Annotated in this window: 21 protein-coding genes and 2 tRNA genes; 12 read left to right on the top strand and 11 right to left on the bottom strand. The window is 68.1% G+C overall.

The genetic code is table 11. From position 1 onward, the window contains the following. The first annotated feature begins 3 nt into the window (after positions 1 to 3). Genes RN02_RS18030 through RN02_RS18010 form a run of 5 tightly spaced genes read left to right on the top strand, consistent with a single transcriptional unit; the run spans position 4 to position 4069 of the window. The gene (locus tag RN02_RS18030) at positions 4 to 813 is read left to right on the top strand and encodes an alkaline phosphatase family protein (RefSeq protein ID WP_043315626.1); all 810 of its coding nucleotides are present in this window, start codon (positions 4 to 6) and stop codon (positions 811 to 813) included. Next, on the top strand, positions 810 to 1652 hold the full coding sequence (locus tag RN02_RS18025; RefSeq protein WP_043271058.1) for an ABC transporter permease: 843 nt from the start codon (positions 810 to 812) through the stop codon (positions 1650 to 1652). The genes RN02_RS18030 and RN02_RS18025 overlap by 4 nt, the downstream gene beginning before the upstream one ends. After that, positions 1636 to 2424: an ABC transporter permease gene (locus tag RN02_RS18020; RefSeq protein ID WP_043315624.1), complete on the top strand. Its 789-nt coding sequence runs from the start codon at positions 1636 to 1638 to the stop codon at positions 2422 to 2424. The genes RN02_RS18025 and RN02_RS18020 overlap by 17 nt, the downstream gene beginning before the upstream one ends. Then, on the top strand, positions 2421 to 3416 hold the full coding sequence (locus tag RN02_RS18015) for an ABC transporter ATP-binding protein (protein WP_043315622.1): 996 nt from the start codon (positions 2421 to 2423) through the stop codon (positions 3414 to 3416). The genes RN02_RS18020 and RN02_RS18015 overlap by 4 nt, the downstream gene beginning before the upstream one ends. After that, entirely contained in the window at positions 3416 to 4069 is a 654-nt protein-coding gene (locus RN02_RS18010; protein ID WP_043315621.1) for an HAD family hydrolase, read from the top strand. Before RN02_RS18015 ends, RN02_RS18010 begins: the two co-directional genes overlap by 1 nt. Positions 4070 to 4310: 241 nt before the next feature. On the opposite strand, the gene RN02_RS18005 is transcribed toward RN02_RS18010, so the two are convergent. Then, positions 4311 to 5273: an NAD(P)H-quinone oxidoreductase gene (locus RN02_RS18005; RefSeq protein WP_043315619.1), complete on the bottom strand. Its 963-nt coding sequence runs from the start codon at positions 5271 to 5273 to the stop codon at positions 4311 to 4313. Positions 5274 to 5425: 152 nt separating this feature from the next. Between RN02_RS18005 and RN02_RS18000 the strand changes: the two genes are divergently transcribed. Further along, positions 5426 to 7507, top strand: coding sequence for a carboxy terminal-processing peptidase (locus RN02_RS18000; protein WP_009620538.1), 2082 nt, complete (start codon positions 5426 to 5428; stop codon positions 7505 to 7507). Between the two features lie 97 nt (positions 7508 to 7604). Then, the gene (locus RN02_RS17995; protein WP_043315617.1) at positions 7605 to 9353 is read left to right on the top strand and encodes a GGDEF domain-containing protein; all 1749 of its coding nucleotides are present in this window, start codon (positions 7605 to 7607) and stop codon (positions 9351 to 9353) included. A gap of 7 nt (positions 9354 to 9360) precedes the next feature. Here RN02_RS17995 and RN02_RS17990 read toward each other — a convergent pair whose 3' ends face one another. From RN02_RS17990 to RN02_RS17960, 7 genes are all read right to left on the bottom strand, one after another. Further along, positions 9361 to 9840 (bottom strand): hypothetical protein, encoded by a 480-nt coding sequence (locus tag RN02_RS17990; RefSeq protein ID WP_043315615.1) that lies wholly within the window; start codon positions 9838 to 9840, stop codon positions 9361 to 9363. Next, complete coding sequence (locus RN02_RS17985; RefSeq protein WP_009620544.1) at positions 9837 to 10202, bottom strand: hypothetical protein; 366 nt, start codon at positions 10200 to 10202, stop codon at positions 9837 to 9839. The genes RN02_RS17990 and RN02_RS17985 overlap by 4 nt, the downstream gene beginning before the upstream one ends. Beyond that, positions 10199 to 10516, bottom strand: a complete 318-nt coding sequence (locus RN02_RS17980) for a helix-turn-helix domain-containing protein (protein ID WP_043271074.1) — start codon at positions 10514 to 10516, stop codon at positions 10199 to 10201. Before RN02_RS17980 ends, RN02_RS17985 begins: the two co-directional genes overlap by 4 nt. A gap of 171 nt (positions 10517 to 10687) precedes the next feature. After that, entirely contained in the window at positions 10688 to 11113 is a 426-nt protein-coding gene (locus RN02_RS17975; protein WP_009620548.1) for a YkvA family protein, read from the bottom strand. A gap of 368 nt (positions 11114 to 11481) precedes the next feature. Continuing rightward, positions 11482 to 12219, bottom strand: a complete 738-nt coding sequence (locus RN02_RS17970) for an FKBP-type peptidyl-prolyl cis-trans isomerase (RefSeq protein ID WP_009620550.1) — start codon at positions 12217 to 12219, stop codon at positions 11482 to 11484. 231 nt (positions 12220 to 12450) lie between these two features. Then, positions 12451 to 12527: transfer RNA gene (locus RN02_RS17965), tRNA-Asp, on the bottom strand. Positions 12528 to 12542: 15 nt separating this feature from the next. Continuing rightward, positions 12543 to 12618 (bottom strand) — tRNA-Val (locus RN02_RS17960). Positions 12619 to 12796: 178 nt separating this feature from the next. Here RN02_RS17960 and rdgC point away from each other — a divergent pair. The 4 genes from rdgC to RN02_RS17940 all read left to right on the top strand — a co-directional run bounded on the left by rdgC (position 12797) and on the right by RN02_RS17940 (position 15582). Continuing rightward, complete coding sequence (gene rdgC / locus RN02_RS17955; RefSeq protein WP_009620552.1) at positions 12797 to 13717, top strand: recombination-associated protein RdgC; 921 nt, start codon at positions 12797 to 12799, stop codon at positions 13715 to 13717. A gap of 62 nt (positions 13718 to 13779) precedes the next feature. Continuing rightward, positions 13780 to 14724, top strand: a complete 945-nt coding sequence (locus tag RN02_RS17950; RefSeq protein WP_043315613.1) for a bile acid:sodium symporter family protein — start codon at positions 13780 to 13782, stop codon at positions 14722 to 14724. A gap of 142 nt (positions 14725 to 14866) precedes the next feature. Beyond that, positions 14867 to 15181, top strand: a complete 315-nt coding sequence (sugE, locus tag RN02_RS17945; RefSeq protein WP_043315611.1) for a quaternary ammonium compound efflux SMR transporter SugE — start codon at positions 14867 to 14869, stop codon at positions 15179 to 15181. Positions 15182 to 15372: 191 nt separating this feature from the next. Further along, positions 15373 to 15582: a cold-shock protein gene (locus RN02_RS17940; protein WP_009620558.1), complete on the top strand. Its 210-nt coding sequence runs from the start codon at positions 15373 to 15375 to the stop codon at positions 15580 to 15582. 49 nt (positions 15583 to 15631) lie between these two features. On the opposite strand, the gene RN02_RS17935 is transcribed toward RN02_RS17940, so the two are convergent. From RN02_RS17935 to RN02_RS17925, 3 genes are all read right to left on the bottom strand, one after another. Continuing rightward, the gene (locus RN02_RS17935) at positions 15632 to 17506 is read right to left on the bottom strand and encodes an MFS transporter (protein WP_043315609.1); all 1875 of its coding nucleotides are present in this window, start codon (positions 17504 to 17506) and stop codon (positions 15632 to 15634) included. Positions 17507 to 18488: 982 nt separating this feature from the next. After that, positions 18489 to 19349: an AraC family transcriptional regulator gene (locus RN02_RS17930; RefSeq protein ID WP_043315607.1), complete on the bottom strand. Its 861-nt coding sequence runs from the start codon at positions 19347 to 19349 to the stop codon at positions 18489 to 18491. Between the two features lie 9 nt (positions 19350 to 19358). Beyond that, on the bottom strand, positions 19359 to 19928 hold the full coding sequence (locus RN02_RS17925; protein ID WP_009620564.1) for a GNAT family N-acetyltransferase: 570 nt from the start codon (positions 19926 to 19928) through the stop codon (positions 19359 to 19361). 251 nt (positions 19929 to 20179) lie between these two features. On the opposite strand from RN02_RS17925, the gene RN02_RS17920 reads away from it, so the two are divergent. Continuing rightward, positions 20180 to 23656: a PAS domain-containing hybrid sensor histidine kinase/response regulator gene (locus RN02_RS17920; RefSeq protein ID WP_043315605.1), complete on the top strand. Its 3477-nt coding sequence runs from the start codon at positions 20180 to 20182 to the stop codon at positions 23654 to 23656. Positions 23657 to 23807: the final 151 nt, after the last annotated feature.

Here is a 23807-nt window from a genome sequence, read left to right as displayed (position 1 = left end):
ACGATGTCCCGTCCCGTCATCCTGGTCATTCTCGACGGCCTCAACTACGGCGTCGCCCATGACTGCATGGGCCACCTGCAGGCACTCTGCAACGCCGGCCGCGGCCGCCTCTACCGCCTGCAGTGCGAGCTGCCGTCGCTGTCGCGGCCGCTCTACGAATGCCTGCTCACCGGCGTCGCGCCGATCGACAGCGGCATCCTGCACAACCAGGTGTCGCGCCTGTCGAAGGAGCGCAGCCTGTTCCACTACGCCCGCGACGCGGGCCTGAGCACCGCGGCGGCGGCCTACCACTGGGTCAGCGAGCTGTACAACCGCTCGCCCTTCGACGCGGCCCGCGACCGCCACACCGAGGACGCGGCGCTGCCGATCCAGTTCGGCCACTTCTACTGGACCGACCACTACCCCGACTCGCACCTGCTGGCCGACGCCGAGCACCTGCGCCGCCGCCACAAGCCCGACGTGCTGCTGGCGCACCCGATGAACATCGACGACGCCGGCCACCGCCACGGCCTGAACAGCGCGCAGTACCGCAATGCCGCGCGCCAGGCCGACGTGCTGCTCTCGGAATACCTGCACCAGTGGCTGGCCGCCGGCTACCAGGTGATGGTCACCGCCGACCACGGCATGAACGACGACCATACCCACGGCGGCATCCTACCCGAGGAACGCGAGGTGCCGCTGTTCGTCTTCGGCGAGGCCTTCAGCCTCGACGACCAGGTGCGCCCGCGCCAGGTCGAGCTGTGCGGCAGCCTCTGCGAAATCCTCGGCGCGCCCCACGACAAGCCGGTCTGCCAAGGGCTGCTGCGGCCATGAGCGCGAACCGCGGAAAGCGCCTGGCCCTGCTCTGCCTGCTGCCCTTCGCGCTGTTCTTCTTCGCCTTCCAGATCGCCCCGCTGCTATGGGTGGCGATCAACAGCCTGCGCAGCGAGGATGCCTGGGGCCTGGGCAACTTCGCCGAGATATTCGCCTCGCCCTTCTACCGCCAGGCGATCCGCTACAGCCTGGAGATTTCCCTGTGGTCGAGCCTGATCGGCCTGGCCATCGCCGTGCTCGGCAGCTATTCGCTGCGCCAGGTGGACAGCCGCCTGCGCGACTTCGTCATGGCCTTCGCCAACATGACCAGCAACTTCGCCGGGGTGCCGCTGGCCTTCGCCTTCATCATCATCCTCGGCTTCAACGGCGCCATCACCCTGCTGCTCAAGCAGGCCGGGCTGATCGAAGACTTCAACCTCTATTCCAAGACCGGCCTGATCATCCTCTACACCTACTTCCAGATTCCCCTGGGGGTGATGCTGCTCTACCCGGCCTTCGACGCCCTGCGCGAGGACTGGCGCGAATCGGCGGCGCTGCTGGGCGCCAACCACTGGCAGTTCTGGCGGCACATCGGCATCCCGGTGCTGACGCCGGCGCTGCTGGGCACCTTCGTCATCCTCCTGGCCAACGCCCTGGGCGCCTACGCCACCGTCTACTCGCTGACCACCGGCAACTTCAACGTGGTGCCGATCCGCATCGCCGGCCTGGTCTCCGGCGACGTCTTCCTCGACCCGAACATGGCCAGCGCCCTGGCGATGATCCTGGTCGGGCTGATGACCGTCATCACCCTGGCCCACCAGTGGCTGCTGCGGCGGAGCTACCATGTCCAGAAACGCTAGCCCGCTGTACCACCGGCTGGTGGTCTGGGCCCTGTTCCTGATCCTGCTGCTGCCGCTGGCCGCCACCCTGCTCTACTCCCTGGCCACCCAGTGGTCGGCCAGCGTGCTGCCCGACGGCCTGACGCTGAAGTGGTACCTGGCGCTGTGGACCGACCTGCGCTTCCTCACCGCCTTCGGCCAGTCGCTGCTGGTGTGCTTCGGCGCGCTGCTGCTGAGCGTGCTGCTGATCCTGCCGCTGATGTTCGTGGTGCACTACCACTACCCGCGCCTGGACGCGCTGATGAACGTGCTCATCCTGCTGCCCTTCGCGGTGCCGCCGGTGGTCTCCTCGGTGGGCCTGCTGCAGCTGTATGCCGCAGGCCCCCTGCCGCTGACCGGCACGCCCTGGATCCTCATCGGCTGCTACTTCACCATCGCCCTGCCGTTCATGTACCGGGCCATCGGCAACAACCTGCAGGCGATCAACCTGCACGACCTGATGGACGCCGCCCAGCTGCTGGGCGCCAGCACCTGGCAGGCGGCCCTGCTGGTGGTGCTGCCGAACCTGCGCAAGGGCCTGATGGTGGCGCTGTTCCTGTCCTTCAGCTTCCTCATCGGCGAGTTCGTCTTCGCCAACCTGCTGGTCGGCACCCGCTACGAGACGCTGCAGGTCTTCCTCAACAACATGCGCAACAGCAGCGGCCACTACACCAGCGCGGTGGTGGTCTCCTACTTCCTCTTCATCCTGCTGCTGACCTGGGCCGCCAACCGCCTGAACAAGGACCGCACATGAGCTTCCTCAGCGTCGAACGCCTGGACAAGAGCTTCGGGGACACCCAGGTCTTCCAGGACATCGACTTCGCCGCCCGGCGCGGCGAGTTCGTCACCCTGCTCGGCCCCAGCGGCTGCGGCAAGTCCACCCTGCTGCGCTGCATCGCCGGGCTCACCGCGGTGGACAGCGGGCGCATCCTGGTCGACGGCCAGGACCTGGTGCCGCTGCCGCCGCAGAAGCGCGGCATCGCCATGGTGTTCCAGAGCTACGCGCTGTTCCCCAACATGACCGTGCAGCAGAACGTCGCCTTCGGCCTGCGCATGCACAAAGTGCCGGCCGCGGAGGCCGCCAGCCGGGTGGCCGAGGTGCTGGAGATGGTCGAGCTGGGCCAGTACGCCGCGCGCTACCCGCACCAGCTCTCCGGCGGCCAGTGCCAGCGCGTGGCCCTGGCCCGCTCGCTGGTCACCCGCCCGCGCCTGCTGCTGCTCGACGAGCCGCTGTCGGCGCTGGATGCGCGCATCCGCAAGCACCTGCGCGAGCAGATCCGGCGCATCCAGCAGGAGCTGCAGCTGACCACGGTGTTCGTCACCCACGACCAGGAGGAGGCGCTGACACTGTCCGACCGCATCGTGCTGATGAACGCCGGGCGCATCGTCCAGAGCGGCGACGCGGAAACCCTCTACACCGCGCCGGCCGACGCCTTCGCCGCCGGCTTCATCGGCAACTACAACCTGCTCGACGCCGAGCAGGCCGGCCGCCTGCTCGGCCGGCCCTTCGCCGGGCAGGTGGCGATCCGCCCGGAATCCCTGCGCCTGAGCCTGGACGCGGGCGACGGCATCGCCGCCCAGGTGCTGTCCCACAGCCTGCTGGGCAACGTCATCCGTTACCGGGTGCGGGCCAACGGCGTCGAACTCACGGTGGACGTGCTCAACCGCAGCGCGGAACGTCTCTATCCGGCCGGCAGCCAACTGGCGCTGGCGATCGATCATGAAAGCATCCGGGAGGTGGCCTGATGGCCCTGGTGATCTTCGACCTTGACGAAACCCTCATCGACGGCGACTGCGCCAGCCTGTGGAGCCGGCGCATGGCCGAGCTGGGCTGGGTCGACGGCGAATCCTTCATCCGCCGCGATACCGAGCTGATGGCGCGCTATGCCCTGGGCGAACTGTCGATGGAGGCCTACATGGCCTTCAGCCTGGAGCCCATGGCCGGGCGCAGCGTCGAGGAAGTGGAGCGGGAGGTGGAGGCCTACGTCGAGGACGTCATCGAACCGCTGATCTACAACGACGCCTGCCGCACCCTGGCGAACCACCGCGCCGCCGGCGACAGCCCGCTGGTGATCTCCGCCTCCGGCGTGCACCTGGTGCAGCCGATCGCCGAGCGCATCGGCATCCAGGACGTCCTGGCCATCGACCTGGAAGTGCTGGACGGCCACTACACCGGCCGCACCCAGGGCGTGCTGACCTACCGCGACGGCAAGATCATCCGCCTGCTCGACTGGCTGGGCGGCGATGAAAACCCGCTGGCCGCCGCGCACTTCTATTCCGACTCGCGCAACGACCTGCCGCTGCTGCGCCGCGTCGGCAACCCGCACACGGTCAACCCCGACCCGGTGCTGCGCGCCGAGGCGGAAAAACACGGCTGGGAAATCCTCGCCTGGCGCTGAGTCCACCAGGAAACGCCATTCCCCTGTAGGAGCGCGCCCTGCGCGCGAAATCGCGGGCAGGGCCCGCTACCCACCGGCAAACACGACGCCGCGTAGGATGGTGTTGAGCGAAGCGATACCCATCACCGATGGCCGCATGGGTTTCGCCAAGGCTCAACCCATCCTACGAAGAGCGCCTCGGCGCAGCCGGCAAGACAGTTGCGCCTACAGATTCAGGGCAAACACCGTGCGGAACAGCCCGTCAGGCCAGGCTCTCGTCGACCAGCAGCACCACCTTGCCCTGCACCTGGTTGCTGGCCAGGGCCTCGAAGGCCTGCTCGGCGTCCTTGGCGGCGAACTGGCGTTCCAGCCGCGGCTGCAGTTGGCCGCTGGCGAACAGCGGCCAGACGCGGGTGCCCAGCTCGGCGATCAGTTGTGCCTTGAAGTCGGCGTCGCGGCTGCGCAGCGTCGAGCCGGTCAGCTGGATGCGCTTGCCCAGCAGCAGCGCCAGGTCCAGCTCGGCCTTGCGCCCACCCATCAGGCCGATGACCACCCAGCGGCCGTCCTGGCGCAGCACCTGCAGGTTGAGCGCCGCGTAGTTGGCGCCCACCGGGTCGAGGATCACGTCGAAGGGCGCGAAATCGCGCAGCGATTCCAGCCCCTCGCCGCGCAGCACGCCGCCCTCGGCGCCCAGGGCCTCGCAGTAGGCCAGCCGGTCGGCGGAACCGACGCTGACCCAGCAGGGGCTGCCGAAGGCCTTGCACAACTGGATGGCAGCCGAACCCACGCCGCTGGCGCCGGCGTGCAGCAGGACCTTCTCGCCCGGCTGCAGGCCAGCCAGCTGGAACAGGTTGAGCCAGGCCGTGGCGTACACCTCCGGCAGCCCCGCCGCCTCGGCCAGCGACAGGCCGGTGGGCACCGGCAGCACGTGGCGGGCGTCGACCACAACTTCCTCGGCCATGCCGCCGCCGGCCAGCAGCGCACAGACGCGGTCGCCCACCTGCCAGGTGGCGCCGGCGCCCACTTCGCTGATCACCCCGGCGCATTCCAGGCCGAGCACGTCGCTGGCCCCCGGCGGCGGCGGGTAGAGCCCGGCGCGCTGCAGCAGGTCGGCGCGGTTGAGTCCGGCGGCGGCCACGCGGATGCGCACCTGCCCCGCCCCGCAGGTCGGCGCGGCGCGCTCGGCCCACTCCACCCGCCCTTCGATACCTTGCAATGCGTTCACGCTACCTCCATAGTGCTTGCACGGCCCGCACCACGTCGGTCGGGCCTTTCTCTTCGCTCGTCGCGCCAGAGCCCAATCTCGACAAGCTTGGAACCCGGCGACGCCAGATACGGCCTAATATGCGTCATAACTCCGCACCCAGTCGATTAAGCATGAAGCGATTTCTGCCCCGCACCGCCCTGCTGTTGGTCCTCGGCGCCAGCGCCCTGTCCTCGTTCGCCGCGCCCTCCGCCGGCCAGAACTCCTGGGACGGCCTGCAGCCGGACCGTGACCAGGTGATCGCCAGCCTCAACATCGTCGAGCTGCTCAAGCGCCATCACTACAGCAAGCCACCGCTCAACGACGACCGTTCGGCGAAGATCTACGACGCCTACATCAAGGCCCTGGACCCGTCGCGGATGTACTTCACCGCCGGCGACATCGCCCAGTTCGCGCCCTGGCGCACCCAGTTCGACGACTTCCTCAAGAGCGGCGAGCTGGACCCCGGCTTCACCATCTACAAGCGTCACCTGGACCGCCTCAAGGAGCGCCTGGACTTCGCCCTGGCGATGCTCGGCAAGGGCGTCGACAAGATCGACTTCAAGGTCGACGAGAGCCTGACCATCGACCGCGAGAACGCGCCCTGGGCCAAGAACGGCGCCGAGCTCGACGACCTCTGGCGCAAGAAGGTCAAGGACGAGGTGCTGCGCCTGAAGATCGCCGGCAAGGACGACAAGGCCATCCAGGAACAGCTGACCAAGCGCTACAAGAACCAGCTGATGCGCCTGGAGCAGACGCGCAGCGAGGACATCTTCCAGGCCTATATCAACGCCTTCGCGCAGACCTACGACCCGCACACCCAGTACCTGTCGCCGGACAGCGCGGAAAACTTCGACATCAACATGAGCCTCTCCCTGGAGGGCATCGGCGCGGTGCTGCAGAGCGACAACGACTACGTCAAGGTCGTGCGCCTGGTGCCGGCGGGCCCGGCGGAGAAGAGCAAGCAGATCGCCACCTCGGACAAGATCATCGGCGTCGCCCAGGGCAAGGGCGAGATGGTCGACGTGGTCGGCTGGCGCCTGGACGAGGTGGTCAAGCTGATCCGCGGGCCGAAGGGTTCGCAGGTGCGCCTGGAAGTGATCCCGGCGAGCAACGCGCCGAACGACCAGACCAGCAAGATCGTCACCATCACCCGCGAGGCGGTGAAGCTCGAAGACCAGGCGGCGAAGAAGTCGGAAATCACCCTCGACCACGACGGCCGCAGCTACAAGCTCGGCGTGATCGACGTGCCGGCCTTCTACCTGGACTTCAAGGCCTACCGCGCGGGCGACCCGAACTACAAGAGCACCACGCGCGACGTGAAGAAGCTCATCGGCGAGCTGCAGAAGGACAAGGTCGACGGCATCGTCATCGACCTGCGCAACAACGGCGGCGGCTCCCTGCAGGAAGCCACCGAGCTGACCGGCCTGTTCATCGACCAGGGCCCGACCGTGCTGGTGCGCAACAGCGACGGCCGCGTCGACGTGCTCAACGATGACGAGGGCAAGGCCTTCTACACCGGGCCGATGACCGTGCTGGTCAACCGCCTGTCCGCCTCGGCCTCGGAAATCTTCGCCGGCGCCATGCAGGACTACCACCGCGCGCTCATCGTCGGCGGCCAGACCTTCGGCAAGGGCACCGTGCAGACCATCCAGCCGCTCAACCACGGCGAGCTGAAGCTGACCCTGGCCAAGTTCTACCGCGTCTCCGGGCAGAGCACCCAGCACCAGGGCGTGATCCCGGACATCGCTTACCCGTCCATCGTCGACGACAAGGAAATCGGCGAGAGCGCCCTGCCCGACTCCATGCCCTGGGACACCATCCGCCCGGTGCTGTCGGCGCAGAGCGACCCCTTCAAGCCGTTCCTCGACCAGTTGAAGACCCAGCACGACGCGCGCACCGCGAACAATGCCGACTTCGTCTACGCCCGCCAGCGCCTGGCCCTGGCCCAGGAACTGATGAAGGAGAAGACCGTCAGCCTGAACGAGGCCAAGCGCCGCGCCCAGCAGAGCAGCATCGAGGGCCGCCAGCTGGCCATGGAGAACGCACTGCGCAAATCCAAGGGCCAGGAGCCGCTGAAGGAACTCAAGCAGGAAGACGACAACGCCCTGCCGGACGACGACAAGACCAAGCCGCAGGACGACGCCTACCTCACCGAGTCCGGGCACATCCTGCTGGACTACCTGACGCTCAGCTCGGCGCTGGCCAAGCACTGAAAGAGCGGAGTCGTCACGAAACAGTCATGACTCAGTAGTGAAATGCGCAAGGGCCGGGAGACCGGCCCTTCGTCTTTTCACCCCACAGAGAACCGTCATGACCGTCACCGAGCAGTTGAGCGCGCTGGCCCAGATCATCGCTCACGGCGACCTGCATTGTCTGTTCCAACCCATAGTGTCGCTCTCCGAGCGGCGCCTGGTGGGCTACGAGGCCCTCACCCGCGGCCCCTCCAACAGCCCGCTGCACTCCCCCCTCACCCTGTTCAGCACCGCGCGCCACGCCGGCCGCCTGAGCGAGCTGGACGTGCTCTGCCGGCGCCGCGCCTGCCAGCGCTTCCACGAGCTGGGGCTGGGCGGCAAGCTGTTCCTCAACGTCGCCCCCGAGTCGCTGCTGGACCCCAACCACCAGCCCGGCCGCACCCTGCAGTTGCTGCAGACCCTCGGCATAGCGCCGGGCGACGTGGTCATCGAGCTGACCGAGCAGGCGCCCATCGAGGACTTCGGCCTGCTCGACACCGCGCTGCACCACTACCGCGCCATGGGCTTCTGCATCGCCCTGGACGACCTCGGCGCCGGCTACTCCAGCCTGCGCCTGTGGTCGGAGCTGCGCCCGGACTACGTGAAGATCGACCGCCACTTCATCGACGGCATCCACCAGGACGGCGTCAAGCGCGAGTTCGTCGGCTCCATCCTGAAGATGGCCCACGCCTCCCGCGCCCAGGTGATAGCCGAAGGCATCGAACTGCCGGAGGAACTGGCGGTGCTCTCGGAGATGGGCGTCGACCTGGTCCAGGGCTACCTGATCGGCCGCCCGCAGGAGCAGCCGGTGCGCGAGGTCCGCGGGCTGCTGCCGGACCTCGAACGGGCGGACGCCCTGCACGGCGAGGAACAGGCCGACCTGCGCCCGCTGTTGCTGGAACAACCGGCGGTGGGCCGCGACACGCCGATCGCCGAGGTGCTCGAAGCATTCCGCGCCCAGGCCAACCTGAACGCCCTGGCGGTGCTCGACGAGCACCAGCAGCCGGTGGGCATCGTCCACCGCCACGCGCTCTCCGACGCCCTGCTCAAGCCCTTCGGCACCGAGCTGTACGCGCGCAAGCCGATCAGCCGGCTGATGAGCGAGGACTTTCTCGCGGTGGAGCGCAGCCAGTCGCTGCAACAGGTCAGCCGCCTGCTCACCAGCCGCGCGCGGCAGCGCATCGAGGAAGACTTCATCATCACCCGGGGCGGCCGCTACCTCGGCCTAGGCCGGGTGATCGACGTGCTCAAGCTGATCACCGAACTGAAGATCCGCCAGGCGCGCTACGCCAACCCGCTGACCCTGCTGCCGGGCAACGTGCCCATCCAGCAGTGCCTGGGCCGTCTACTGCAACAGGAGCGCGAGGCCGCGGTGTGCTACGTCGACATCGACAGCTTCAAGCCCTTCAACGACCTCTACGGCTACGCCCGCGGCGACGAGGTGCTGCTGTGCCTGGCGCAGTGCCTGAGCGACCGGGTGGACCCCGGCTGCGATTTCGTCGGCCACATCGGCGGCGACGACTTCATGCTGGTGTTCACCTCCGGGGACTGGCGCAACCGCCTCAACCAGTTGCTGGAGGACTTCCAGGGCCAGTGCCGGCGCTTCTACAACCAGGAGCACCTGCAGGCCGGCTGCTTCGTCGCCTACAACCGCCGCGGCCAGCGCCAGGAGTTCCCGCTGCTGTCGCTGTCGATCGGCGTGGTGCACCTCAAGCCCGGCGCCGGCGAACGCCTGGACGCGGCGCAACTGGCGAGCATCGCCTCCGAGGCCAAGCGCCACGCCAAGGAAATCCCCGGCTACAGCCGGCACGTCATCATCCTGGAATAGGCGGCGCTCAAAGCCCCAGTTGCGCCGCCAGGGCCTGGTAGCGTTCGGCCTGCCCGGCATCGGTCGCCAATCCGGGCGCCCCGTCGCGATAGAGCTCGGCCAGGCGCCGCGCGGCCAGCGGATGACCGGCCTCGGCGGCCTGGGCCCAGTGACGCGCCGCGGCGGCGCCGTCCGGCTGCCGCTGCGCGCTGCCCTGCAGGGCCTGCACGCCCAGTTGGTAGGCAGCCTTGGCATCACCGCCGGCAGCCGCCAGGGCGAGCAGGCGCAGGCCCTCCTCGCGGGCGCCGAAGCCCTGGCCACGGAACAGCAGCAGGTGGCCGTAGAAGCTCTGCGCAGCCACGTCGCCGAGATTGGCCATGCGCGAGAACTGCCCCTGCATCCACTGCCAGGCGCGCGGCTGGCGGACCAGCCAGGGCCAGCCCATCAGGCGTCGCGCCACGGCGTAGGACAGGCGGGCGCGCAGGCGCCAGACGAACTCGCGGCTCACGGCTCTTCCGGATAGTCGAATTCGAACACCCGCACCACCTCGGCGGCATGCCAGCCCGCCGCCGCCGGGCCGTCAGAAGCGCCGGAGAAGCGCCCCAGGCGCTCCACGCACTCGAAGAACCCGGTGCGCGGCAGGCGGCTGGCGCCCTGGCTGATCACCAGCGAACTGCGCAGCGGCCGGCCGGCGCGGGCATCGAGCTGCGCCAGGTGTTCCAGGGCCGCGGTCAGGGTGGTCATCGCCGGGGTCGGCAGTTGCAGGCGCTCGATCAGTGCCCGGTAGGTCAACAGGTGGCGCTGGCGGCGCGCGTCTTCCAGCTCGTCCAGCAAGCCCTGCCAGTGCTTGCGGCTGATATGCACGCTCAAGATGCCGACTCCGACTTCGCTCCCAGTGCGCGACGCAGGCCGTGCTCGATGGCTTCGCTGACCTCGCGCTCGCCGCTTTCGATCATCCCCAGGTAGGACGGGCTGATCCCCACCTCGCGGGCCACGCTCTCCAGGGACAGGCCACGCGCCTCGCGCAACTCGCGCCAGGAGGCGGTCGGCGCCGCCGCCGTGACGACGGCTGCCGCTGGCGGGGCGGCGCGGGCGCCGGCAGCGGCCAGCAGCGCCTGGTAGTCGGCCCAGGGAAGCACGGCGTACTCCGCTTCGCCGTCTCGTGTGATCACTTGCACATTCATCGACAACACTCCTTGCATGCCGGCATTTCAACGGGCAATGACGGCAACCACTGGCGCCTGCCCGGCATTCCGACCCTTCACAGTATCGCCCATGAAACGCCGCTCGGCCTCATCGGGCGCATCATCGCGCACGGCATCGCAACGCCGCGCACGGTTCGCGTGGACGGCAACTCAGCCGCGCGCCGGCCGCTCCGGCCCCGGCAGCAGCGCCAGGGACTGGCGCGTCTCGCGGCTCTGCGCGTCGCGCCAGAGCTTGAAGGCATCCAGCTCGGCCTGCCAGTGGCGCACCACCCAGGCCAGCACCGCCAGGTCGTCCAGCAGGCCCACGCCGGGCAGCCAGTCGGGAATCATGTCCAGCGGCGAGAGGAAATACAGCAGCGCCGCCACCACGGCCAGCAGCGCCCTGGGGTTGAGCTGGCGATACTGCCCGCGCACGGTGGCCAGGGCGAGTTCCTGCAGCAGGCGCAGGTCGGCCTTGACCAGCTTCAGGCGCGCGCTCTTGCGCGCCACGGCGAACAGCAGCGCCGGTACCCGGCCCCGGGCGAGAAAGCGTTCGGCCAGGGCCAGATAACGGTCGAAACCGGCGGGTTTCTTCATCGGGCACCTCGTCCCGGCGGTGTCGCCGGGGGACGTTTGGGTTATCCACCTTTCCTGTGGATAACTCTGTTGAAAGTATCCGGTCTCCACGCCGGAAAGCCCGTCGCCAGCGGCCTACAGACAGATCGGCGATTTTTTGTTCAGCTCGGGAAACCTTATAAAAATCATACAGTTGCGGCTATTCGATATCACCCTTCGCTGTCAAGCACCGGCCGTAACCACGGCTGCGACATATATGTGCATAAGGGTAACATCCCGCACCAGACTACGCCCTTTCCGACCGACTGGTCAGCCGCGGAGCAGCGCCATCTTCCTGCAGAAACAGGAACGCCCCGCACGGGCGGGGCGTCCTCTTGGTACGAATGTACTCAGTTCTGCGCCGGGGCTTGCGGCTGCTCGCCGCCGGCCTGGTTGGCATCCTTGATGCCCAGCAGTTCCAGGTCGAACACCAGCACCGAGTTGGCCGGGATGGTCGGGCTCGGGCTCTGCGAGCCGTAGGCCAGTTCGCTGGGGATGAACAGCTTGATCTTCTCGCCCACGTGCATCAGCTGCAGGGCTTCGACCCAGCCCGGGATCACGCCGTTGACCGGCAGGTCGATGGGGCTGCCGCGCTGGATGGAGCTGTCGAACACGGTGCCGTCGGTCAGCTTGCCCTCGTAGTGCACGGTGACCACGTCGGTGGCCTTGGGCTGCGGGCCGTCGGCCTTCTTCACCACTTCGTACTGCAGGCCGGACTTGGTGGTGACCACGCCTTCGCGCTTGCCGTTGTCCTCGAGGAACTTCTTGCCGGCCTTGAGGGTTTCCTCGCTCAGCTTGGCCATGCGCTCCTCGGAGCGCTTCTGCAGGTCGGTGAACGCCTGGGTCAGCTCTTCATCGGTGACGCGCTGCGGCTTCTTGCCGATGGCATCTTCGATGCCCTGGGCGACGGCCTTGGAGTCCAGATCGTTCATGCCTTCCTGGGCCAGGCTCTTGCCCATGTTCAGGCCGATGCCGTAGGAGGCCTTCTGCGCCGACGTCTTGAGCTCCACATTGGCAGCCTGCTGATCGCAGCCCGCGAGAACCAGGCCGACCAGTGCGATCGCTGCCGCCAACCGATGTTGTTTCATGCTGATTCCTTGTCTGATTGCCATGCTGGCATTTCGATGAAACCGCGAGCTTATCAGGGCGCCGCGGCCAATGGCTATGGGCAATAGGAACCGCTGCCGGGGGATAAGTTCCCACGGCAAACTTATAGAAAAATTAACGGGATAGGCGTTGCGAACGGCGTCGCACGCGGGCCTTTTCCGGAGCCGGAAAAGACAAAACCCCCAGGCATTTCTGCCTGAGGGCTTGGAATATGGCGCAGCGGACGGGACTCGAACCCGCGACCCCCGGCGTGACAGGCCGGTATTCTAACCGACTGAACTACCGCTGCGTCGGACCTCGAGTTTGGTGGGTGATGACGGGATCGAACCGCCGACCCTCTGCTTGTAAGGCAGATGCTCTCCCAGCTGAGCTAATCACCCTTCACTCTCGAAGTGGGGCGCATTCTACGGAGGCATTCGCACCCTGGCAAGCCCCCGCGTGAAAAATTTTTTCTGCCGTTCCAAAGGCTTAGGAAAACGCCGGCGAAACGCCATGGGCTTGGCCTGGACCGCCGCTGTGGGAATAATGCAGTCCTTTGTGTCCGGGAGTTTGACCCTCATGTGGTTCCGTAACCTGCTCGTCTACCGCCTCACCCAGGATCTGCAGATCGATGCCGATGCCCTCGAGAAAGCCCTGGCCAGCAAGCCGGCGCGCCCCTGCGCCAGCCAGGAACTGACCACCTACGGCTTCACCGCGCCCTTCGGCAAAGGCCCCGACGCGCCCCTGGCCCACGTCAGCCAGGGCTTCTACCTGATCAGCGCGCGCAAGGAGGAACGCATCCTCCCCGGCAGCGTGGTGCGCGACGCGCTGAAGGACAAGGTGGACGAGATCGAGACCGCGCAGATGCGCAAGGTCTACAAGAAGGAACGCGACCAGCTCAAGGACGAGATCGTCCAGAGCCTGTTGCCGCGCGCCTTCATCCGCCGTTCCTCGACCTTCGCCGCGATCGCCCCGGAGCTGGGCCTGATCCTGGTCGATACCGCCAGCGCGAAGAAGGCCGAGGACCTGCTCTCCACCCTGCGCGAGGCCCTCGGCTCGCTGCCGGTGCGCCCGCTCAGCGTCAAGGTCGCGCCCAGCGCCACCCTCACCGACTGGGTGAAGACCCAGGAGGCCGCCGGCGACTTCTTCGTGCTCGACGAGTGCGAACTGCGCGACACCCACGAGGACGGCGGCGTGGTGCGCTGCAAGCGCCAGGACCTGACCAGCGACGAGATCCAGCTGCACCTGTCCTCCGGCAAGCTGGTCACCCAGCTGGCGCTAGCCTGGTCGGACAAGCTCAGCTTCGTGCTCGACGACAAGCTGGCGATCAAGCGCCTGCGCTTCGAGGAACTGCTGCAGGAGCAGGCCGAGAAGGACGGCGGCGACGACGCCCTCGGCCAGCTCGACGCCAGCTTCATCCTGATGATGCTGACCTTCGGCCAGTTCCTGCCGGCGCTGTTCGAAGCGCTCGGTGGCGAGGAAATCCCCCAGGGCATTTAAGCCCATCCCGGCCGGCGCCCTATATGGCGCCGGCCCGACAATAACGACAAGGATCACCGTCCATGCGCGCCATCGCCTTGCTGAGCCGCTTCGTCGGCAACACCTTCGCCCTCTGGGTACTGCTGTTCGCCGTGCTGGCCTTCCTCGCGCCGCAGTGGTTCCGCCCGCTGGCGCCGGCGATAGTGCCGATGCTCGGCATCGTCATGTTCGGCATGGGCCTGACGCTGAAGCTGGAAGACTTCGCCGAAGTGGCGCGGCACCCCTGGCGCGTGTGCCTGGGCGTGGTCGCCCACTTCGTCATCATGCCCGGCGTGGCCTGGCTGCTGTGCCAGTTGCTGCAGCTGCCGCCGGAGATCGCCGTGGGCGTGATCCTGGTCGGCTGCTGCCCCAGCGGCACCGCCTCCAACGTCATGACCTGGCTCGCCCGCGGCGACCTGGCGCTGTCGGTGGCCATCGCCGCGGTGACCACCCTGCTCGCCCCGCTGCTGACGCCGGCGCTGATCTGGCTGCTGGCCTCGGCCTGGCTGCCGGTGTCCTTCGCCGAGCTGTTCTGGTCGATCCTGCAGGTGGTGCTGCTGCCCATCGCCCTCGGCGTGGTCGCCCAGCGCCTGTTCGGCGCGCGGGTGGGCAAGGTGGTGGAAGTGCTGCCGCTGGTCTCGGTGGTGTGCATCGTGGTGATAGTCGCGGCGGTGGTGGCGGCCAGCCAGGCGAAGATCGCCGAGTCCGGCCTGCTGATCATGGCCGTGGTGATCCTGCACAACGGCTTCGGCTTCCTCCTCGGCTACCTCGCCGGGCGCGTCTTCGGCCTGCCCCTGGCGCAGCGCAAGTCGCTGGCCCTGGAAGTCGGCATGCAGAACTCCGGGCTCGGCGCGGCCCTGGCCAGCGCGCACTTCTCGCCGCTGGCGGCGGTGCCCAGCGCGTTGTTCAGCGTCTGGCACAACATCTCCGGGGCCACCCTGTCGAGCTGGTTCCGCCGCCTGACGGACAAGCCCGAACAGACCTCCTGAAACCTGCTGGCCCGGGCGGCGCCTGCACAGGTTGCCGTCCGGGCCAGATTGTGCAAAATACTGCACATTGTGAGGACGACCTCACCACCGCCTGGTGCACCGACGGGGACGGCCCTGCCATCGACTACCCTCGGAGGTCCCCATGTCCTGGTTCGTCCTTTTCCTCGCCGGCCTGTTCGAAGTAGCCTGGGCCGTCGGTCTGAAATACACCGAAGGTTTCACCCGCCTGTGGCCCAGCGTGCTGACCGCGCTGGCCATGGCCGCCAGCATCGGCCTGCTGGGCCTGGCCATGAAACACCTGCCGCTGGGCACCGCCTACGCCATCTGGACCGGCATCGGCGCGCTGGGCACGGTGACCCTCGGCATCCTGCTGTTCGGCGAATCCGTCGCCCCGCTGCGCCTGCTCAGCATCGCGCTGATCCTCTGCGGCCTGGTCGGGCTGAAGTTAAGCCATTGAAATCGGCACGTCCGTCCTGTCGCTTTCCCGGAAAAGTCCCGGTATGCTGCGGCAACTGTGCTTGCCAGGATCGTCACGGCTGATGACCTGAAGGCGGCGACGCTCTTCGTTCGGCCCGGCCCACACCTTGCAACTCAGAACAGGCGGCGGTAACGCCGTGCAGCAAACCACAACGTTCAAGGTGTAACTCCATGTCGAATCGTCAGACCGGCACCGTCAAATGGTTCAACGATGCCAAGGGCTTTGGCTTCATCACCCAGGAAAACGGTGGCGACCTGTTCGTTCACTTCCGTTCCATCCAGGGCAATGGCTTCAAGTCGCTGCAGGAAGGCCAGAAGGTCTCCTTCATCGTTGTAGAAGGCCAGAAAGGCCTGCAGGCGGACGAAGTTCAGGTCATCTGAACCTCGCGCCCCTGTGAAAAAGCCCCGGCTCTGCCGGGGCTTTTTCGTTTCAGCGGGCGTTGCCGCGCAGGCCAGCCACCTGCGCCTGCAGGTGCAGGCGCCCAGCCTCCTGCGGCGGCAGCGGCTGCCCCGCCACCAGGCGCACGCGCGACCAGAAGCGGCGGAAGAAGCCCTTGTCCGGGTCGCGGCTGAAGAAGCTGCCCCACAGGCCCTGCAGCGCCATGGGGATCACCGGCACCGGGGTTTCCTCGATGATCCGCTCCACCCCGCCGCGGAACTCGTTCATCTCGCCGTCGGCGGTCAGCTTGCCCTCGGGGAAGATGCACACCACCTCGCCGTCCTTCAGGTACTGCGCCACGCGGCGGAAGGCCTCCTCGTAGATGCGCTCGTCCTCGTGGCGCGCGGCGATGGGCACGGCGCCGGCGGTGCGGAAGATAAAGTTGAGCACCGGCAGGCGGAAGATCTTGTAGTACATCACGAAGCGCACCGGGCGGCGGATGGAGCCGGCGATGAGCAGCGCGTCGACGAAGGACACGTGGTTGCACACCAGCACCACCGGCCCCTCGTCGGGGATGGCCTCGAGGTTCTGGTGGTCGACGCGGTACATGGAGTGGCTGAGCAGCCAGACCAGGAAGCGCATGGTGAACTCGGGCACGATCTTGAAGATGTACACGTTCACCGCGACGTTCATCAGCGACAGCACCAGGAACAGCTGCGGGATGCTCAGCTTGGCCACCGACAGCAGCAGGATCGAGACGACGGCGGCGACCACCATGAACAGCGCGTTGAGGATGTTGTTCGCGGCGATCACCCGGGCCCGCTTGTCCTCCTCGGTGCGCGCCTGGATCAGGGCGTACAGCGGCACTATGTAGAAGCCGCCGAAGATGCCGATGCCGAGGATGTCGCCGAGCACCGCCCAGCTCTGCGGGTGCTCCAGCACTTCCAGCCAGGTGAATGGCGCGGCGCCGACGGGGAAGCCGCCGCTGTGCCACCACAGCAGGATGCCGAACAGGCTCAGGCCGATGGAGCCGAAGGGCACCAGGCCGATCTCCACCTTCTTGCCCGAGAGCTTCTCGCAAAGCATCGAGCCCAGGGCGATGCCCACCGAGAACACGGTGAGGATCAGCGTCACCACGCTCTCGTCGCCGTGCAGCAGCTCCTTGGCGTAGGTCGGGATCTGCGTCAGGTAGACCGCGCCGAGGAACCAGAACCAGGAGTTGCCCACCAGCGAGCGCGACACCGCCGGGCGCTGGCCGAGGCCCAGGCGCAGGATGGCCCAGGACTGCTTGAAGATGTTCCAGTCCAGCTGCAGCTGCGGCAGCGCGGCGGCGGCGCGGGGAATGCCGCGGCTGGCCAGGTAGCCGCAGGCGGCCACCAGCACCACGGCGATGCCCACCGCCGGTGCGTAGGCCGCGCGCGACATCAGCACCCCGGCGCCGATGGTGCCGGCGAGGATGGCCAGGAAGGTACCCATCTCCACCAGGGCGTTGCCGCCGACCAGCTCGTCGTCGCGCAGGTGCTGCGGCAGGATCGAGTACTTCACCGGGCCGAACAGCGCCGAGTGGGTGCCCATGGCGAACAGAGCGAGGAACAGCAGCGGCAGGCTGCCGAGCAGGAAGCCCGCGGCGCCGACCAGCATGATGACCACCTCGGCCAGCTTCAGGGCGCGCATCAGCGCGTCCTTGTTGAACTTCTCGCCGAACTGCCCGCCCAGGGCGGAGAACAGGAAGAACGGCAGGATGAACAGCAGGGCGCAGAGGTTGACCAGCAGGTTGCGGTCACCGCCGACGCTCAGGTGGTAGAGGATCGCCAGGATCAGCGACTGCTTGAAGATGTTGTCGTTGAAGGCGCCGAGCAGCTGGGTGATGAAGAACGGCAAAAAGCGCCGGGAGCCCAGCAGGGCGAATTGCGAGTGTTGGCTCATCGTCCGTGTGTACCTGGTCAGGCGACCCCGAAAGCGGGCCGGGAGAACGCCGCGGCGTCCGTCGCAGATTTGACTGCAACTGCGATGCCTCTGGCCACATCCACGGGCAAAAATTCCGAATTGCCTCTCGCATGACCGGACAGGCCGGGGCGAAATCGCGGACAGAGTGCGCTCGTTGTTTCCGACTGCACCAAGGTGCGCTTCGTAGGATGGGTTGAGCTTGCGAAACCCATGCGGTCATGGCGATGGGTATCGCTTCGCTCAACCCATCCTACGGGGCTGCCCCACCCACACCGGCCCCATGTAGGAGCGCGCCCTGCGCGCGAATCGCGGGCAGGGCCCGCCTACAGGTTGCACGGTATTCCTCCCCCGTAGGAGCGGACCTTGTCCGCGATAGCCGGAACCACCGGCGCGATTCGCGGATAAGATCCGCTACGCCGCCCCACCCGCACCATTCCATGTAGGAGCGCGCCCTGCGCGCGAAATCGCGGGCAGGACCCGCTTACAGGTTGTACGGTATTCCTCCCCCGTAGCGGACCTTGTCCGCGATAGCCGGAACCACCGGCTCGATTCGCGGATGAGATCCGCTACGCTGCCCCACCCGCACCATTCCATGTAGGAGCGCGCCCTGCGCGCGAATCGCGGGCAGGGCCCGCTCCTACAGGTTGCACGGTATTCCTCTCCCCGTAGGAGCGGACCTTGTCCGCGATAGCCGGAACCACCGGCGCGATTCGCGGATAAGATCCGCTCCTACGCCCCCCACCCACACCATCCCATGTAGGAGCGCGCCCTGCGCGCGAAATCGCGGGCAGGGCCCGCTCCTACAGGTTGCACGGTATTCCTCCCCCGTAGGAGCGGACCTTGTCCGCGATAGCCGGACATCCCGGCGCGATTCGCGGATAAGATCCGCTCCTACGCCGCCCCGCCCACACCATTTCCCTGTAGGAGCGCGCCCTGCGCGCGAATCGCGGGCAGGGCCCGCTTACAGGTTGCCGGGTGGCAGGCCGGAGCGTCCGCAGGCCTGGCGGTATTCCCCCGGCGCCACGCCGTAGGCCTGCTTGAACTGGCGGCTCAGGTGGCTCTGGTCGGCGTAGCCCAGTTGCGCCGCCACCAAGGCCGGCGCGCAGCCGCCCTTGAGCAGGGCGCGGGCCTGTTCCAGGCGGCGTTGCTTGATCCAGGCGTGGGGCGGCAGGCCGGTGGCCTTGCGGAACACCCGGGCGAAGTGGAAGGGCGACAGGTTCACCGCCGCCGCCAGTTCCTCCAGCGACGGCGGCTCGACCAGCCGGGCCGCCAGCAGCTCGCGGGCGCGGGCCACCGCCAGGGGTTCCTGGCCGGCCGGGCGCGCCTCGGGCACCCGCGCGTGGCGCTGGAACAGCAACAGCAGCGCCTCGCGCCAGCAGGTCTGGCGCTCCAGGTCGCTGGCGCTGGACTCCAGCAGGCGGTGCACGTGCAGGAAGGCGCGCCCCAACTCGGGATCGTGCAGCACGCTGGCATCGAAGGTGGGCAGGCCGCGGCCACCCAGTTCCAGCTCGTCGAGCACGCTGCCGACCTGCCCGATCTCCGGATAGAACCCCCGGTACAACCAGCCCGCCTCGTGGGCCTTGGAGCCGGTGTGGACCTCGTCGGGATTGATCAGCACCAGGCTGCCGCTGGGCGCCAGGTGCTCGGCGCCACGGTGGCGGAAGCGCTGGGCGCCCTGCTCGATCAGCACCAGGGCGAAGCCTTCGTGGACGTGGGGGGCGAAGCGCTGCTCGATGAAGCGCGCGTGCAGCAACTCCAGCCCGCCCAGTTCCTGGGCCCGCCAGAAGCGCGTCTGCTCACCCTGGGCGCTGTCGAGGGGCATGCCGCGGCCTCAGCCGATGAAGCCGGCTTCCAGGGCGGCCTTCACCTGCGGCCACTCCAGGTCGGTGATGCTGTAGAGGACGCTGTCGTCCAGGCGCCCGCCGGCCAGGCGCCGGTGGTTGCGCAGCACGCCCTCGCGCACCGCGCCGAGCTTCTCGATGGCGCGCTGCGAGCGCAGGTTGCTGGCGGCGGTCTTCAGCTGCACGCGGACCATCTTCCAGTTGTCGAAGGCCTGGCGCAGCATCAGGTACTTGATGCTGGCGTTCAGCCCGGTGCCGTGCTGCGCCGCATCCAGCCAGGTGCCGCCGATCTCGCAGGCCGGCAGCGCCGGAAGGAAATCCATGAAACGGGTGGTGCCCACCAGCTGGTTGCCCAGGCGCACCACCAGCGGCAGGGCGCGCCCCTCGCGCTGCTCGGCGAGGCTGTTGCGGTACCAGTCCGGGCGCTGCGGCGCGCTCATGAACTTCAGCGCCTCGCGATTGGCCTCGGCCAGCGCCACCAGGTCCGGCACGTCGGCCTCGACCATGGGCTCCAGGCGCAGCGCGCCGCGCTGCAGGGTGATGGGTGACGGTCTGAACATGGCCCCTCCTCGTACCTCGACTTTCCGCCGGCTCCTATCGGAACCCGGTGCCCGGCAATAGTGCCACAGCGGCGCCAGGGCGCGACGGACGGGCCCCGGGCGAAAAGGCCGGCAAAGCTACCAGCGCTTTCCCACTGCGGCAAGCGGCCTCTGAGACCTTGGTCGCAGGGGTTCTGACAGCATCGGACTTTGGTGCGAAACTGCATCCCAGCAGCTCCTGCGGGGGAGCGAGTCGATTTGTCGGAGTTCGCATGTCGTTGTCCAGTGGGCTGATCGCCACGGTCGCCCTTCTCTACATGGCCATCCTGTTCGCCATCGCCTTCTATGGCGACCGCCGCCGCGCGCCCCTGTCGCCGCGCCTGCGCGCCTGGGTCTACAGCCTGTCGCTGGCGGTGTACTGCACTAGCTGGACCTTCTTCGGCGCCGTCGGCCAGGCCGCCGGCCAGCTCTGGTCATTCCTGCCGATCTACCTCGGCCCGGTGTTGCTGATGCTCTTCGCGCCCTGGGTGCTGCAGAAGATGATCATGATCAGCAAGCAGGAGAACATCACCTCCATCGCCGACTTCATCGCCGCGCGCTACGGCAAGTCCCAGGCCCTGGCGGTGGTGGTGGCGCTGATCTGCGTGGTCTGCGTGCTGCCCTACATCGCCCTGCAGCTCAAGGGCATCGTCCTGGGCGTGAACCTGTTGATCGGCGCCGGCGCCGACTCCGGCGGCAGCCGCGCCCAGGACACGGCGCTGATCGTCTCGCTGGTGCTGGCGCTGTTCACCATCGTCTTCGGCACCCGCAGCCTGGACGTCACCGAGCACCACCGCGGCATGGTGCTGGCCATCGCCTTCGAGTCGCTGGTCAAGCTCACCGCCTTCCTCGCCGTGGGCATCTTCGTCACCTTCGGCCTCTACGACGGCTTCGGCGACCTGTTCGACAGGGCCCGCGACGCCCCGCAACTGGCCGAGTACTGGCAGGAGACCGTGCACTGGCCGGCCATGCTGCTGCAGACCGGCGTGGCCATGACCGCCATCATGTGCCTGCCGCGGCAGTTCCACGTGCTGGTGGTGGAGAACATCGAGCCGCGCGACCTCAACCTGGCGCGCTGGGTGTTCCCCGCCTACCTGGTGCTGGCCGCGCTGTTCGTGGTGCCCATCGCCCTGGCCGGGCAGATGCAGCTGCCGGCGGGGGTCATCCCCGATTCCTTCGTGATCAGCCTGCCGCTGGCCGAGGCGCACCCGGCGCTGGCGCTGCTGGCCTTCATCGGCGGCGCCTCGGCGGCCACCGGCATGGTCATCGTGGCCAGCGTGGCGCTGTCCACCATGGTCTCCAACGACATGCTGCTGCCCTGGCTGCTGCGCCGCAAGGGCACCGACGCCGAGCAGCCGTTCGAGGTATTCCGCCACTGGCTGCTGACCGTGCGCCGGGTGAGCATCGCGCTGATCCTCCTGCTGGCCTACGTCAGCTACCGCCTGCTGGGCTCCACCGCGAGCCTGGCGACCATCGGCCAGATCGCCTTCGCCGCCATCGCCCAGCTGGGCCCGGCGATGATCGGCGCGCTGTACTGGAAGCAGGCCAACCGCCGCGGCGTGTTCGCCGGCCTGGCCGCCGGCGCCGCGCTCTGGGCCTACACCCTGGTGCTGCCGGTGATCGCCCGCAGCCTGGGCTGGCCGCTGGAACACTTCCCCGGGCTGACCTGGCTGGCCGCCCACCCCTTCGGCATCAACATCGAGCCGCTGACCCTCGGCGTGCTGCTCTCGCTGATCGGCAACTTCGCCCTGTTCGGCCTGGTCTCGGTGTTCTCCCGCACCCGCGTCTCCGAGCACTGGCAGGCCAGCCGCTTCATCGGCCAGGAAATCTCCCAGCGGCTCAGCTCGCGCTCGATGCTGGCGGTGCAGCTGGAAGACCTGCTGATGCTCGCCGCGCGCTTCGTCGGCGAGGAGCGCGCGCGGCAGAGCTTCATCCGCTTCGCCTACCGCCAGGGCAAGGGCTTCGTGCCCAGCCAGAACGCCAACGACGAGTGGATCGCCCACACCGAGCGCCTGCTCGCCGGCGTGCTCGGCGCCTCCTCGGCGCGCGCGGTGGTGAAGGCCGCCATCGAGGGCCGCGAGATGCAGGTGGAGGACGTGGTGAAGATCGCCGACGAAGCCTCCGAGGTGCTGCAGTTCAACCGCGCGCTGCTGCAGGGCGCCATCGAGAACATCACCCAGGGCATCAGCGTGGTCGACCAGTCGCTGCGCCTGGTGGCCTGGAACCACCGCTACATCGAGCTGTTCGACTACCCCGAGGGGCTGATCCACGTCGGCCGGCCGATCGCCGACATCATCCGCTACAACGCCGAGCGCGGCCTGTGCGGGCCCGGCGACCCCGACCTGCACGTGGCCAAGCGCCTGTACTGGATGCGCCAGGGCACCCCGCACACCTCCGAGCGGCTGTTCCCCAACGGCCGCGTCATCGAGCTGATCGGCAACCCCATGCCCGGCGGCGGCTTCGTCATGAGCTTCACCGACATCACCGCGTTCCGCGACGCCGAGCACGGTCTCAAGGAGGCCAACGAGAGCCTGGAGCAGCGCGTCGAGGAACGCACCCAGGAACTCTCCCAGCTGAACCAGGCGCTGACCGAGGCCAAGGGCACCGCCGAGGCCGCCAACCAGTCGAAGACGCGCTTCCTCGCCGCGGTCAGCCACGACCTGATGCAGCCGCTGAACGCCGCGCGGCTGTTCTCCGCGGCGCTGGCCCAGAGCGAACTGCCCGGCGAGGCCAGCGACCTGGTGCGCCACCTGGACTCCTCGCTGCGTTCGGCCGAGGACCTGATCACCGACCTGCTGGACATCTCGCGCCTGGAAAGCGGCCGCGTCAGCGCCGAGCGCGCGGCCTTCCCGCTCAGCGCCCTGCTCGACCCGCTGGGCGCCGAGTTCCGCGCCCTGGCCCAGGAACAGGGTATCGACTTCCACCTGCGCGGCAGCAAGCTGCGGGTGGACAGCGACATCAAGCTGCTGCGCCGGGTGCTGCAGAACTTCCTGACCAACGCCTTCCGCTACGCCAAGGGCCGCGTGCTGCTGGGCGTGCGCCGCGAGGACGGGCACCTGCGCCTGGAGGTGTGGGACCGCGGCCCGGGCATCCCCGAGGACAAGCTCAGCGTGATCTTCGAGGAATTCAAGCGCCTGGACAGCCACCAGACCCGCGCCGAGAAGGGCCTGGGCCTGGGTCTTGCGATCGCCGACCGGCTGTGCAAGGTGCTCGGCCACCGCCTGCAGGTGCGCTCCTGGCCGGGCAAGGGCAGCGTGTTCAGCGTCAGCGTGCCGCTGGCGCGGCAGCCGGCGCCGGCCGAGCTCAACGGCCACAAGGCCGAGGTGCCCACCGAGCTGAACGGCGCCCAGGTGCTGTGCGTGGACAACGAGGACAGCATCCTGGTCGGCATGAACAGCCTGCTCAGCCGCTGGGGCTGCCGCGTGCTCACCGCGCGCAGCAAGGCCGAGTGCGAGCGACTGCTGGACAGCGACGCGCGCCCGGAACTGGCGCTGATCGACTACCACCTGGACAACGGCGAGACCGGCGCCGAGCTGATGGCCTGGCTGCGCACCCGCCTGGGCGAACCGGTGCCCGGCGTGGTGATCAGCGCCGACGCCCGCCCCGAACTGGTGGCGCAGATCCACGCCGCCGGCCTGGAGTTCCTCGCCAAGCCGGTGAAGCCGGCGGCGCTGCGGGCGCTGCTGAGCCGGCACCTGAGCCTGCGCTGAGCGGACGTCGTAGGGCGCATAACGCCTACGGCGTTATCCGCCGCCTGGCCTTGCTTGCCGGCGGCCCCGGGGTTGACCTTGGCGTTGGCTGTGGCCCCGGTGTATCGGCGGATAACCGCGAACGGTTATCCGCCCTACGGTTCCGGGAGGC

This window comes from Pseudomonas sp. PI1, from assembly GCF_000812405.1.
GTDB classification, from domain to species: Bacteria; Pseudomonadota; Gammaproteobacteria; order Pseudomonadales; family Pseudomonadaceae; genus Pseudomonas; species Pseudomonas citronellolis.
The sequence above is the reverse complement of the archived record's forward strand: the minus strand, read 5'-3'. Positions and strand labels throughout refer to the sequence as shown.

Bases quoted from the DNA above. Each gene is read 5' to 3' on its own strand.
- RN02_RS17950 (WP_043315613.1), top strand. From the start codon at position 13,780: ATGCGCGCCATCGCCTTGCTGAGCCGCTTCGTCGGCAACACCTTCGCC.
- RN02_RS17940 (WP_009620558.1), top strand. From the start codon at position 15,373: ATGTCGAATCGTCAGACCGGCACCGTCAAATGGTTCAACGATGCCAAG.
- RN02_RS18020 (WP_043315624.1), top strand. From the start codon at position 1,636: ATGTCCAGAAACGCTAGCCCGCTGTACCACCGGCTGGTGGTCTGGGCC.
- rdgC (WP_009620552.1), top strand. From the start codon at position 12,797: ATGTGGTTCCGTAACCTGCTCGTCTACCGCCTCACCCAGGATCTGCAG.
- RN02_RS18025 (WP_043271058.1), top strand. From the start codon at position 810: ATGAGCGCGAACCGCGGAAAGCGCCTGGCCCTGCTCTGCCTGCTGCCC.
- RN02_RS17995 (WP_043315617.1), top strand. From the start codon at position 7,605: ATGACCGTCACCGAGCAGTTGAGCGCGCTGGCCCAGATCATCGCTCAC.
- RN02_RS18015 (WP_043315622.1), top strand. From the start codon at position 2,421: ATGAGCTTCCTCAGCGTCGAACGCCTGGACAAGAGCTTCGGGGACACC.
- RN02_RS17970 (WP_009620550.1), bottom strand. From the start codon at position 12,219: ATGAAACAACATCGGTTGGCGGCAGCGATCGCACTGGTCGGCCTGGTT.
- RN02_RS17930 (WP_043315607.1), bottom strand. From the start codon at position 19,349: ATGCCCCTCGACAGCGCCCAGGGTGAGCAGACGCGCTTCTGGCGGGCC.
- RN02_RS18030 (WP_043315626.1), top strand. From the start codon at position 4: ATGTCCCGTCCCGTCATCCTGGTCATTCTCGACGGCCTCAACTACGGC.
- RN02_RS18010 (WP_043315621.1), top strand. From the start codon at position 3,416: ATGGCCCTGGTGATCTTCGACCTTGACGAAACCCTCATCGACGGCGAC.
- RN02_RS17975 (WP_009620548.1), bottom strand. From the start codon at position 11,113: ATGAAGAAACCCGCCGGTTTCGACCGTTATCTGGCCCTGGCCGAACGC.
- RN02_RS17925 (WP_009620564.1), bottom strand. From the start codon at position 19,928: ATGTTCAGACCGTCACCCATCACCCTGCAGCGCGGCGCGCTGCGCCTG.
- RN02_RS18000 (WP_009620538.1), top strand. From the start codon at position 5,426: ATGAAGCGATTTCTGCCCCGCACCGCCCTGCTGTTGGTCCTCGGCGCC.
- RN02_RS17980 (WP_043271074.1), bottom strand. From the start codon at position 10,516: ATGAATGTGCAAGTGATCACACGAGACGGCGAAGCGGAGTACGCCGTG.
- RN02_RS17935 (WP_043315609.1), bottom strand. From the start codon at position 17,506: ATGAGCCAACACTCGCAATTCGCCCTGCTGGGCTCCCGGCGCTTTTTG.
- sugE (WP_043315611.1), top strand. From the start codon at position 14,867: ATGTCCTGGTTCGTCCTTTTCCTCGCCGGCCTGTTCGAAGTAGCCTGG.
- RN02_RS17920 (WP_043315605.1), top strand. From the start codon at position 20,180: ATGTCGTTGTCCAGTGGGCTGATCGCCACGGTCGCCCTTCTCTACATG.